Consider the following 10,898-nt stretch of genomic DNA (forward strand, 5'->3'; position numbering starts at 1 on the left):
GCTGTGTCCGTGCCAGGCATCTCCCCAGCCCCACCAAGGAGTTCACCGGTGACCCTTCCCCCGACCGGCCTCAACACCGGGAGCCACGACCTCCCGGTCTCCCCCGCCCTCGCCTCGTTCATGGGCACCCGGTGGGCCGCCACCCCCATTCCCACCGACCTGCGCGTCCCCGGCCACGACCGCTTCCCCGGCCGCCGCGCCCGGCTCTCCGCCGCCTTCCCCGGCGAGCGGCTGATCGTCCCGGCCGGCCGGCTCAAGGTCCGCTGCAACGACCTCGACTACCGCTTCCGCCCGCACAGCGCGTACGTCTGGCTCACCGGCCTCACCGGCGAGGACCAGGCCGACCACGTCCTCGTCCTCGAACCGGCCGGCCCCGAGGGCCACGAGCCGGTGCTCTACCTGCGCCCCCGCTCCCCGCGCGACGGCGGCGAGTTCTACCGCGACCGCCGCTACGGCGAGTTCTGGGTCGGCGCCCGGCCCGACCTCGCCGAGGCGGCACAGCTCACCGGGGTGCGCACCGAACACCTCGACGACCTCGGCAAACTGCTCACCGGCCCCCAGCCGCCCACCCGGGTGCTGGCCGGCACCGACCCGCTGGTCGACGAGGCCACCGGGCGCCCGAACGGCGACCACCGGGACAACGAACTGGCCGCCGTCCTCTCCGAGTTGCGCCTGGTCAAGGACGAATGGGAGATCGGACAGCTGCAACTGGCCGTCGACCACACCACCACCGGCTTCGAGGACGTCGTCCGCGCCCTGCCCACCGCACTGCGCCACCACCGCGGCGAGCGCTGGATCGAGGGCGTCTTCGACCTGCGCGCCCGCGCCGAGGGCAACGGCACCTCCTACACCACCATCGCCGCCTCCGGCGCCCACGCCTGCGTGCTGCACTGGATCCGCAACGACGGCGCCCTCGACCCGAACTCCCTGCTCCTCCTGGACGCCGGCGTCGAGACCGACACCCTCTACGCCGCCGACATCACCCGCACCCTCCCGCTCAGCGGCACCTTCACCCCGGTCCAGCGCCAGGCCTACGACCTCGTCCTCGCCGCCCAGAGCGCCGGCATCGCCACACTGCGACCGGGGGCCCGGTTCCGCGACTTCCACCGCGCCGCCATGCGGGTCATCGCCGAAGGCCTCGCCGACTGGGGCGTCCTGCCCGTCTCCGCCGAGGAGGCCCTCGCCGAGGACAACGGCCTCTACCGCCGCTACACCCTCTGCGGCAGCGGCCACATGCTCGGCCTCGACTACCACGACTGCGCCAAGTCCCGCGCCGACCGCTACCTCGACGGCACCCTGGAGGAGGGCATGGTCCTCACCGTCGAGCCCGGCCTCTACCTCCAGCCCGACGACGAGACCCTCCCCGCCGAACTCCGCGGCCTCGGCATCCGCATCGAGGACGACCTGGTCATCACCGCCGACGGCGCCCACCTGATGTCCGGCGCCCTCCCCCGCACCGCCACCGACGTCGAATCCTGGATGGCGGACCTGCTGGCGTGAGGAGGCAGCGGACGATCAAGCCACCTTGATCGTCCGCTCCCCCCGCCGAATCGTCACCTCGACCTCGCCGCCGATCGCCGCCGAATACGCCCGCAGGTTGTCCAGGCTGTCCACCTGCCCGTGCTCGATCTGCGACACCCGCGCTTGACTCACACCCATCAGCGCCGCCACCTCCTTCTGGGTGAGGTTGGCCGCCTTCCGCATCTCGGCCAGCTCGTAGCCGCGAATCCGGGCCAGGTTCTCCTTCCGGATCCGAGCCCGGTCGGCCTCCGCCTCCGGCGAGGCCAACCAGGGGTTGATCCGCTGCGCCTCAGCCCACACCTCGGTCCAACTACGACCCTTCACGCTCACGCTCCCTTCTCCTTCTCCTCGACGTACTGCTCATAGCGAGCTTCCGCCAGCGGGATGTTGGTGTCGTACCACCGGGACCACTCCCCGTTCTTGTCGCCGGCGACCAGGATGACGGCCTCCCGCTCGACATCGAAGACGAAGAGCAATCGAACCTCGGAGCGCCCCGCCGAGCCGGGCCGGAGCTCCTTCAGGTTGTGCAACTTGCTTCCATGAATCCGGTCCACCAGCGGGCGCCCGAGCAGTGGCCCCCTCCTGGCGAGCAACTCGATCGCGTCGGCGATCTGGTCGGCCGTGTCCGGGTCCTTGACGGCGATGTCCAGGAACCAGTCGTTCACCGGACCAATGAGTGTGATCTCCCACATGGAACCAAATTAAGTTGTCCCTTATACGTTACCGCGCACATTCCCGCTCAATCCACCCCTGCGAGGGACAACACGCCGAGTCCTGCGCGCCCCCGACGCCCTACCCCCGCGCCGCCTGCCACAGCTCCGCGACGATCTGCTCCGCAGGCCCCGTGCGGGCCAGGTGGTGGGCGGTGCCGGCCCAGAGGTGCATGGCGTCGGTGTCGCCGCGGCGGGCGGCGGCGGCGCGCAGGGGGGTGGTGAGGCGGTTGACCTCGGGGTAGGCGGGCGGGGCGTACGGGCCGTGGCGGTCGATGAAGGCGTTGCGCAGGCCGCGGGCCGGGCGGCCGGTGAAGGCGCGGGTGACGACCGTCTCCGGCAGCTCGACGAGCGCGGCCCGGTGGGCGGCCGCGGCGCCGGACTCGTCCGACCGCAGCAGGGCCGTGCCCAGCTGCACCGCCACCGCTCCCGCCCGCAGCGCCGCCGCGACGGCCGGGCCGTCGCCGAGCCCGCCCGCGGCGATCAGCGGCAGCGCCGTCACCTCCCGCACGGCGGGCAGCAGGTGGAGCAGCGGCAGCTCCCCCGGCTGGTCCGTCACCCGGTGGGTGCCGCGGTGGCCGCCCGCCTCCGGGCCCTGCACGCACAGCGCGTCCATCCCGACCGCCTGCGCCGCCCGCGCCTCCTCCGGCGTGGTGACGGTGCCGACCTGGGTCGTCCCGGCCGCCCGCAGCGCCGCCGCCTCCTCGGCCGTCGGCAGCCCGAAGGTGTACGAGACCACCGGCACCGGGTCCGCGAGCAGCGCGGCCAGCTTGGCCTCCCAGTCGTCCCGGTCCGGCCCGTCCTCCTCCGGCAGCGTCACGCCCCACCGCTCGGCCTCGGGCCGCAGCCGCTCCCGGTAGGCGGCGACGGCCGCCCGGTCCCCGGGCGTGCCCGGCACGAAGAGGTTCACCCCGTACGGCCGGTCGGTCGACGCCCGCACCGCGGCGATCTGCTCGGACATCCCGGCGGCGGTCCTCATCCCGGCGGCCAGGAAGCCCAGTCCGCCGGCCCGGTTCACCGCCGCGACCAGTGCGGGCGTCGAGGGCCCGCCCGCCATCGGGGCGGCGATCACGGGGACGGCGAGCTCGTCGAGCCGGACGGTCATCGGGCGCTCCTCACTCTGCTGCGGGTACGGAACACCCCCACCCTACGCTCGGCGGATCAGCCCCCGCCGCCGTGCCTCGCGCACCGCCGCCGTGCGCGAGTCCACGCCCAACTTGGTGTAGATGTGCACCAGATGGGACTTCACCGTGGCCTGGCTCAGGTGCAGCCGCTGGCTGACCTGCTGGTTGGTCAGCCCGTCCGCGACCAGCCCCAGCACCTCGGTCTCCCGGGCGCTGAGCGCCGCCGCCGGCGTCCGCATCCGCTCCAGCAGCCGGTCCGCGACGCTGGGCGCCAGCGCGCTGCGCCCGGCCGCGGCGGACCGTACGGCCTGGGCGAGCTCCTCCGGCGGGGCGTCCTTCAGCAGGTAGCCGGTGGCGCCCGCCTCCAGGGCCGGCAGGGTGTCCGCGTCGGTGTCGTACGTGGTGACCACCAGGACCCGCGGCGCGCCCGCCCGGGCGGTGATCGCCGCGGTGGCCTGCGCCCCGTTCATCGCCGAGCCCGGCCCGAACTGGAGGTCCATCAGCACCACGTCCACGCCCGGCTCCGCCGCCAGTTCGACGGCCCGCTCGGCGGTGGCCGCCTCCGCCACGATGGCGAAGTCCGGCTCGCACTCCAGCACCGCCCGCAGCCCGGCCCGCACCACCGGGTGGTCGTCCGCGATGAGCAGTCTGATCACGGGCCGGCCTCCGGGGTGACCGGCAGCTGCACCGCCACCGTGGTGCCCTGTCCGGGCGCCGACTCCACCGTGAAGCGGCCGCCGAGCGCCCGCGCCCGGGCCCGCATCGAGGGCAGCCCGAACCCGCCGTCCCCGTCGGGGCGGCCGGCCGCCACCACCACCGGGTCGAACCCGGCGCCGTCGTCGTACACGTCCAGTGCCACTTCGCCCTCCATGTAGCTGAGCGTCACGTCGGCCCGCGAGGCGCCCGCGTGCCGGACGGTGTTGCCGAGCGCCGACTGCGCGATCCGCAGCAGCGCGACCTCCTGCGCGGCCGGCAGCCGGACCGGGTCGCCGAAGACGTGCAGGTGGACGGGCAGCGTGCCGTGCGCCGTCGTCGTCGCGCACAGCCGCTCCAGCGCGACCGGCAGCGGGTCGCCGTCCAGCGCGGGCGGGGTGAGCGCCCGGACGAACCTGCGGGCCTCGTCCAGGTTGTCCTGCGCGGCCTGCCGCGCCTGCTCGACGTACCCGGCGGCGGCCTCGGTGCGCTCCGGCAGGGCCCGCTGGGCCGCCCGCAGCAGCAGCTGGATGGAGCTGAGGCTCTGCGCGAGGGTGTCGTGGATCTCCCGGGCGAGCCGCTCCCGCTCGGCCAGCACCCCGGCCGCGTGGTGCGCGGCGGCGAGGTCGGCGCGGGCGGCGGTCAGTTCGTCGATCAGCCGGCGGCGCTCCTCGCTCTCCCGGTACAGCGCCTGGTAGCCGAGCACGGTGGCGGTGGCGACGGCCGCGCCGAGCGCGGGCCCGATCGAGGCGGCGAAACTGAAGCTGTGCTGGTGCCAGGACCAGGCGGCGATCGACGCGGCGGCGGTCAGCCCGACGGCGACGAGCCCACCGCGCCGCCCCAGCAGGTGCAGTTCCAGGAAGTACAGCGGGAACGCCAGCCAGACCCCGTCCTGGGTGGCGATCAGCACGCCCGCCCAGGTGGCGCCGAGCAGCACCAGCCAGAGCGCGGCCGCCCGGCGCGAGCGGCGCACGGCGGCCAGCTGCGGCCCGACGGTGTAGACGGCGGCCATCGCGGTGGCCGCGGCGGCGACGGCGGCGGGGTCGCCGCCCCGGTCGACGAAGACGGCCCGGGCGACGGCGAGCGCGAGCAGGCCCGCAACGAGCAGGTGCAGGCAGACCTGGAGGACGCGGGCGACGGGGGTGGTTCTGGATCGTTCGGTCGCCATCCGTCCAGCCTAAGTTCCGCGCCGGCGTCCGGCATCAATCAAAAGGTTGAACTCGGTCTCTTCCCTTTGATGCCCAGGATGCAATCCCCGGCGCGATGCCCCGGGGCCCCTCCGTCCGGGACGGTGGAAGAGTCGAAAACACCTGTGCAGAGGAAGGTTCACCGTGTTCGTCGCCTGGAGGGACCTGAGGTTCGCCAAGGGGCGGTTCGCCTTGATGGGAACCGTCATCGTGCTGATCACCGTACTGGTCGGCCTGCTGTCCGGGCTGACCGCCGGGCTCGGCCGGCAGAACATCTCCGCGATCACCGGCCTGCCCGCCGACCACCTGGTCTTCGGCAAGCCGGCCGACGGGCAGAAGCTCTCCTTCACCGATTCCCAGGTCACCCCCGACCAGTGGCAGGGCTGGGCCCGCGAGCCCGGCGTCACCTCCGCCCAGCCGCTCGGCATCACCACCACCAAGGCCGCCGCCGGGCAGCGCACCGCCGCGCTCTCCGCCTTCGGCGTCCCGGAGGACTCCGGGCTCGCCCCGCAGGGCACCCGGATCGCCCCCGGCCAGGCCGTGCTGTCCAAGACCGCCGCCGAGAACCTGGGCGGCCTCGCCCCCGGCGCCGAGTTCACCCTCGGCGGCCACCCGCTGCGGGTCGCCGCCGTCCAGGGCGACGCCGCGTACAGCCACACCCCGGTGATCTGGACCTCCCTCGGCGACTGGCAGCAGGCCGCCCCCGGCGGCACCGGCCACGCCACCGTCATCGCCCTCACCACGGCGAAGGGCGCCGACCTGGCCGCCGCCGACGCCCGCCACGGCACCGAGACCCGCACCCGCGACGACGCCCTCACCGCGATCGGCTCCTACACCTCGGAGAACGGCTCCCTCCAGCTGATGCGCGGCTTCCTGTTCGCCATCTCCGCCCTGGTGATCGGCGCGTTCTTCACGGTCTGGACGATCCAGCGCAGCGGCGACATCGCCGTCCTCAAGGCCCTCGGCGCCTCCACCCGCTACCTGCTGCGCGACGCCCTCGGCCAGGCCGTCCTGCTGCTGGTGCTCGGCACCCTGCTGGGCACCGCGGTCGCGGCCGGCTTCGGCGCGCTGATCGGCTCCGCCGTCCCCTTCGTCCTGGACGCCCCGACCGTCCTGCTGCCCGCCGCCGTCATGATCGCCCTCGGCGCGATCGGCGCGGCCCTGTCCATCCGCCGGATCACCTCCGTCGACCCGCTGACCGCCCTGGGGAGCGCCCGATGAGCCTGACCCTCGACCGCATCACCCTGACCTACCCGGACGGCGACGGCCGGCTCACGGCCCTGGACGAGGTCTCGCTGACCGTCCCCAAGGGCTCGCTCACCGCCGTCGTCGGCCCCTCCGGCTCCGGCAAGTCCAGCCTGCTGGCGGTCGCCGCCACCCTGATCACCCCGGACTCCGGGCAGGTCGTCATCGACGGCACCGACACCACGGGCCTCGACCGGGCGGAACTCACCGCGCTGCGCCGCACCAGGATCGGGATCGTCTTCCAGCAGCCCAATCTGCTGCCCTCGCTCACCGCGGTGGAGCAGCTGCAGGTGATGGCCCACCTGGACGGCCGCGCCCCGCGCACCGCCCTGCCCCGGGCCCTGGAGCTCCTGGACGCCGTCGGCCTGCGCGACCAGGCCGCCCGCCGCCCGCACCAGCTCTCCGGCGGCCAGCGCCAGCGGGTCAACATCGCCCGCGCGCTGATGAACGACCCGACCGTCCTGCTGGTGGACGAACCGACCAGCGCCCTCGACCACGAGCGCGGCGCCGCCGTCCTGGACCTGATCACCGACCTCACCCACCGCCGGGCCACCGCGACCGTCCTGGTCACCCACGACCGCACTCACCTGACGGCCGTCGACCAGGTCGCCGAGGTCCACGACGGCCGGCTGACCCTGCCCGCGGCGGCGCTCTGACCTACTTCTTGGCCGTCAGCACGTCGTCCACCGAGAGCGTCACCGACGCTCCGATCGACTCCGGCAGGGTGAAGGACTGCCCGGGGTGGTGGACGGCGTGCACCCGGTACTCGCCGTCGTCGGGTTCGGTCAGCACCATCACGCGCTGGTTCATCCGGTCCACGATCACGTAGACCGGCACCCCCGCCGATGCGTAGGCGGCAGGCTTCTTCTTCAGGTCGTCGCCGAAATTGGAGGAGGTCACCTCCAGCACGAGCCGGAAGACCGCCGGGTCGTAGCAGTTGTACTCGATCAAGTGATCGTCGCTGTACGCGTCGAGGATCGACAGGTCGGGGATCGCGAAGTCGGACGGGCCGCCCGGCAGCCAGATACCCACGTTCTGGAAGACCTCGACGGCGTCGTCGTCGAGGCCGGCAGCGAACAGCAGACGCATGAGCCTGGTCAGCGACCGGCTGTGCTTGATGTTCGGCGGCGGCGTCACGGTGATCTCGCTCCCGATGATCTCGACCCGGTAGCCGGGGAGCTGCCCGGAGATCAGCTCGGCGGCTTCGAGCAGCGTCGGCTGCTCCATGGGCTCTTCCACTGCTGCGGCGGACATGGAATTCCTCCTGGCTGCCGATGTCGAGAGCATCATCGTAGAACTCGGACGCCTCCCGGCGCCCGGTCCTCGATCCTCACCCGGACGAGTGGTTCAGCTCCGGCGGGCCCCGAGTCGCAGGGCCGAGGCCTCCGGCTCGGCGGGCTTCTCGCCGCCGGCCCACAGCGAGCGGACGTGGCTGAGGTGGCGGGTCATGCAGGCCTCTGCCCCGGCCGAGTCCCCGGCGAGCATCAGGTCCAGCAGCTCCAGGTGCTCCTCGGCCGAGGAGACCAGCTCGCCGCGCTCGTCGAGCCGGTTGAGGCCGTACAGCCGCGAGCGCTTGCGCAGGTCGCCGACGACCTCGACCAGGCGGGAGTTGCCGGCCAGCCCCAGCACGTCCAGGTGGAACTGGCGGTCGGCCTCCAGGTAGCCGATCAGGTCGTGCTTGCGGGCCGCCGCGACGATCGCCTCGGCCTGCGGGCGCAGCCGTTCCAGCTGCTCCTTGGTGGCGGTGCGCGCCACCCGGCCGACGGTCGGGACCTCGATCAGGGCGCGGATCTCGGTGAAGTCGTCGAGGTCGCGGTCGGTCAGCTCGGTGACGCGGAAGCCCTTGTTGCGGACGGCCTCGACGAGGCCCTCGCGGGCGAGGTCGAGCATGGCCTCGCGGACCGGGGTCGCGGAGACCCCGAAGTCGGCGGCGAGCGCGGGTGCGGAGTAGACCACGCCGGGGCGCAGTTCGCCGGAGATCAGGGCCGCCCGGAGTGCGTGGGCGACCTGGTCGCGAAGCCGCTCCTGTACGGAGATCAGGGTGCGGGATTTGAGGTCGGCCATGGTGTTCCTCCGGGTGGGTGCAGAACACCAGCGTACAATGTCACGTTACGTTGCGTACGCGACAGCCGGTGATTCGAACACCCGTCACCGGCCCGCCGGGCCGGCCCTCCGTGACGCCGAATGCCATGGTGGCAGCGGCCGTCGGCCGTGACAACGGCCGACGGCACACGATCTTCAGGTCCGCACGGAGGGCTACGCCCGACGGAACCGGCCCACCAGGGTGGTCAGGCCGGCCGCACCGTCGCCGGCCGCCACGCCCCGCCGGACCGCCTCCGCGAGGACGGCCGGCAGGGCGCCGTCCACCCCGGAGGCCTCCGCGGTGTCCCGGACGTGCTCGATGCTCGCGAGTGCCATCGTCAGCCGGTCGACGTCCCCGCGGTGGTCCCCGGCGGTGATCCGCGGCGCGTAGAACTCGATCATCCGCGGCACCAGCGAGGCGGTGGGCACGGCGTACGGCCGGAACTCCTCGGCCGAGATGCCGTTGGCCTCGGCGATCGCCGTGGCGTGCAGGTAGCCGACCATCGAGGACCAGAACAGGTCCATCTGGATCTGGTAGTACAGCTGCGCCAGCCCGGGGTCGTCGCCCCGGTAGTCGGCCCCGGTGAGCACCTCCAGGGCGGCCCGGTGCCGCTGGAACAGTTCGACCGGGCCGCTGTAGAAGGTGGACGACTCGGGGCTGCCGATGCCCGACGGCGGCACCTGCACCCCGCCGGTCAGGTGGCCGGCGCCGCGTTCGGCCAGCCAGCGGGCGGCCTCGCGGGCCCGCCCGGGAGTGTCCGAGCCGAGGTTCACGATCGTCCTCCCCCGCAGCGCCGGCCCGACCGGCTCCAGCACCTCGAACACCGCGTCGTAGTCGGTGAGGCTGAGCACCACCAGGTCGTTCGCCGCCACCGCCGCCCCGGCGTCGGATGCGGCCCGCGCACCCCGGGCGACGAGCGCGTCGGCCCGCCCGGCGGTGCGGTTCCACACCGTGACGGCGTACCCGGCGTCCAGGAACGCCCCGGCCATGGCCTGCCCCATCGGGCCGAGCCCGATCACCGTCACGGATCGCCGCGCCTGCTGCTCCACGGACATGCGCTTCCCCTCCTCTGGAACGAACGCTCTATTTAGAGCGCCGGGCCGACGCTAGCACAGGACTGGAACGAACGCTCTACCCAGAATCTCGGCTAGGATCGCGGCGTGAACACGCCCGAGAGAGCCGACGCGAAAACGAACGCGAGGACGAGCTCGAAGACGAGCGCGAAGGCCGAAGCGAAGCCCGGCACCCGCGAGCGGATCGTCCGAGCCACCTCCCGGCTGCTGCAGCGCCAGGGGTACGAGGGCACCGGGATCAAGCAGATCTCCCGCGAGGCCGAGGCCACCCTCGGCTCCGTCTACCACTTCTTCCCGGGCGGCAAGCAGGAGTTGGCCGCCGAGGCGATCCGGCACGGGGACGAGGAGTTCGCCGTCCTGCTGCGCGCCGGGCTCGGCTCCTCGCCGGACCTGGGCGAGGCGATGACCTCCTGCACCCGGATGCTCGCCGCGGAACTGCGCGAGTCCGACTGGCAGGACGGCTGCCCGATCACCAGCACGGCCCTGGAGACGGTCGGCCGGGTGCCGGTGATCGAGGAGGCGGTGACCGAGGCCTTCGCCAACTGGCGGGCCATCGTGGCGGAACGGCTGCTCGCCGCCGGCATCGGCGAGCAGGACGCCCGCGAGCTGGCCGGCACCGTGATCAGCACCCTGGAGGGCGCCGAGCTCGCCGCCCAGGTCGCCCGCAGCGAGCAGCCGCTGCTGGTCACCGGCAAGCACCTGGCCCGCCTGCTCACCGCCTACGCCGACGACCGGGCCTGACCCGCGACACCGGACCGCCTGCCCGCAAGACGAACCGAAAGACGAGCCGAGAGACGGGCCCGAGAAGCCCGGGAGACGGCCGGAAAACGTGAGGAGCCGGCGCAGCGGGGGATCCCTTCCCGCTGCGCCGACTCCGGTTTCACAACTCCCAACCACGGCCAGGAGTAACGCACTTGTCGATCGAAGCCGCGCTGTACGACGGCCGCCCGAACAACGGCCGCCGCACCAGCCCGAACCTGCTGCACCTGTCCACCGACCACGGCGCCGGTCTCGCCGACGCCCTGGCCGCGCACGCCCGTCCGTCCGACCACCGGCTCGGCCGGATCGACCCGTACGGCGACACGCTGTTCAACGAGCAGGACGCCGGCGCCGCCTTCGAGGAGGCCACCGCGCTGCTCGCCCGCTGCACCACCGGGGAGCAGCGGGCGGCCGTCCGCGACCTGCGCAATCTGCTCGCCAACTGCGCCGCCACCCCGGGCAGTTGGCTCATGTTCCTCGGCGACTGAACCGCTGGGGTCTGT

At 73.4% G+C, this 10,898-nt stretch carries 13 protein-coding genes; 5 read left to right on the forward strand and 8 right to left on the reverse strand.

Features of this window, described 5'->3' with window-relative positions:
• The first annotated feature begins 48 nt into the window (after positions 1–48).
• Entirely contained in the window at positions 49–1,500 is a 1,452-nt protein-coding gene (locus ACFVUY_RS34420) for an aminopeptidase P family protein (protein ID WP_387736236.1), read from the forward strand.
• 15 nt (positions 1,501–1,515) lie between these two features.
• Here the strand turns inward: ACFVUY_RS34420 and ACFVUY_RS34425 are convergent, their stop codons facing one another.
• The 5 genes from ACFVUY_RS34425 to ACFVUY_RS34445 all read right to left on the reverse strand — a co-directional run bounded on the left by ACFVUY_RS34425 (position 1,516) and on the right by ACFVUY_RS34445 (position 5,216).
• Complete coding sequence (locus tag ACFVUY_RS34425) at positions 1,516–1,851, reverse strand: helix-turn-helix domain-containing protein (RefSeq protein WP_387693041.1); 336 nt, start codon at positions 1,849–1,851, stop codon at positions 1,516–1,518.
• Positions 1,848–2,213, reverse strand: coding sequence for a type II toxin-antitoxin system RelE/ParE family toxin (locus tag ACFVUY_RS34430; protein WP_387736238.1), 366 nt, complete (start codon positions 2,211–2,213; stop codon positions 1,848–1,850). The genes ACFVUY_RS34425 and ACFVUY_RS34430 overlap by 4 nt, the downstream gene beginning before the upstream one ends.
• Positions 2,214–2,313: 100 nt before the next feature.
• A complete protein-coding gene (locus ACFVUY_RS34435) occupies positions 2,314–3,336 on the reverse strand; it encodes a nitronate monooxygenase (RefSeq protein WP_387736240.1) in 1,023 nt (340 codons plus the stop codon).
• A gap of 42 nt (positions 3,337–3,378) precedes the next feature.
• Positions 3,379–4,011, reverse strand: coding sequence for a response regulator (locus ACFVUY_RS34440; RefSeq protein WP_387736242.1), 633 nt, complete (start codon positions 4,009–4,011; stop codon positions 3,379–3,381).
• Positions 4,008–5,216 carry a sensor histidine kinase gene (locus tag ACFVUY_RS34445; RefSeq protein ID WP_387693035.1) on the reverse strand — a complete coding sequence of 403 codons (1,209 nt, stop codon included), beginning with the start codon at positions 5,214–5,216 and terminating at the stop codon, positions 4,008–4,010. The genes ACFVUY_RS34440 and ACFVUY_RS34445 overlap by 4 nt, the downstream gene beginning before the upstream one ends.
• A gap of 163 nt (positions 5,217–5,379) precedes the next feature.
• Between ACFVUY_RS34445 and ACFVUY_RS34450 the strand changes: the two genes are divergently transcribed.
• On the forward strand, positions 5,380–6,456 hold the full coding sequence (locus tag ACFVUY_RS34450; RefSeq protein ID WP_387736244.1) for an ABC transporter permease: 1,077 nt from the start codon (positions 5,380–5,382) through the stop codon (positions 6,454–6,456).
• Entirely contained in the window at positions 6,453–7,136 is a 684-nt protein-coding gene (locus ACFVUY_RS34455; RefSeq protein ID WP_380352890.1) for an ABC transporter ATP-binding protein, read from the forward strand. The genes ACFVUY_RS34450 and ACFVUY_RS34455 overlap by 4 nt, the downstream gene beginning before the upstream one ends.
• Before the next feature lies 1 nt (position 7,137).
• On the opposite strand, the gene ACFVUY_RS34460 is transcribed toward ACFVUY_RS34455, so the two are convergent.
• From ACFVUY_RS34460 to ACFVUY_RS34470, 3 genes are all read right to left on the reverse strand, one after another.
• Positions 7,138–7,734, reverse strand: a complete 597-nt coding sequence (locus tag ACFVUY_RS34460; protein ID WP_387693031.1) for a Uma2 family endonuclease — start codon at positions 7,732–7,734, stop codon at positions 7,138–7,140.
• A 93-nt stretch (positions 7,735–7,827) separates the two neighbouring features.
• Positions 7,828–8,544: a GntR family transcriptional regulator gene (locus tag ACFVUY_RS34465; protein ID WP_380352892.1), complete on the reverse strand. Its 717-nt coding sequence runs from the start codon at positions 8,542–8,544 to the stop codon at positions 7,828–7,830.
• A gap of 192 nt (positions 8,545–8,736) precedes the next feature.
• Entirely contained in the window at positions 8,737–9,618 is an 882-nt protein-coding gene (locus ACFVUY_RS34470) for an NAD(P)-dependent oxidoreductase (RefSeq protein WP_387693028.1), read from the reverse strand.
• A gap of 201 nt (positions 9,619–9,819) precedes the next feature.
• Between ACFVUY_RS34470 and ACFVUY_RS34475 the strand changes: the two genes are divergently transcribed.
• Both ACFVUY_RS34475 and ACFVUY_RS34480 read left to right on the forward strand, forming a co-directional pair.
• On the forward strand, positions 9,820–10,377 hold the full coding sequence (locus ACFVUY_RS34475) for a TetR/AcrR family transcriptional regulator (protein ID WP_387736291.1): 558 nt from the start codon (positions 9,820–9,822) through the stop codon (positions 10,375–10,377).
• Positions 10,378–10,550: 173 nt separating this feature from the next.
• Entirely contained in the window at positions 10,551–10,883 is a 333-nt protein-coding gene (locus ACFVUY_RS34480) for a hypothetical protein (RefSeq protein ID WP_359901125.1), read from the forward strand.
• Positions 10,884–10,898 lie beyond the last annotated feature (15 nt).

This window comes from Kitasatospora sp. NPDC058063, assembly GCF_042885395.1.
Taxonomy (GTDB): Bacteria; Actinomycetota; Actinomycetes; order Streptomycetales; family Streptomycetaceae; genus Kitasatospora; species Kitasatospora lactacystinica.

Bases quoted from the DNA above. Each gene is read 5' to 3' on its own strand.
- ACFVUY_RS34430 (WP_387736238.1), bottom strand. From the start codon at position 2,213: ATGTGGGAGATCACACTCATTGGTCCGGTGAACGACTGGTTCCTGGAC.
- ACFVUY_RS34435 (WP_387736240.1), bottom strand. From the start codon at position 3,336: ATGACCGTCCGGCTCGACGAGCTCGCCGTCCCCGTGATCGCCGCCCCG.
- ACFVUY_RS34445 (WP_387693035.1), bottom strand. From the start codon at position 5,216: ATGGCGACCGAACGATCCAGAACCACCCCCGTCGCCCGCGTCCTCCAG.
- ACFVUY_RS34455 (WP_380352890.1), top strand. From the start codon at position 6,453: ATGAGCCTGACCCTCGACCGCATCACCCTGACCTACCCGGACGGCGAC.
- ACFVUY_RS34460 (WP_387693031.1), bottom strand. From the start codon at position 7,734: ATGTCCGCCGCAGCAGTGGAAGAGCCCATGGAGCAGCCGACGCTGCTC.
- ACFVUY_RS34465 (WP_380352892.1), bottom strand. From the start codon at position 8,544: ATGGCCGACCTCAAATCCCGCACCCTGATCTCCGTACAGGAGCGGCTT.
- ACFVUY_RS34470 (WP_387693028.1), bottom strand. From the start codon at position 9,618: ATGTCCGTGGAGCAGCAGGCGCGGCGATCCGTGACGGTGATCGGGCTC.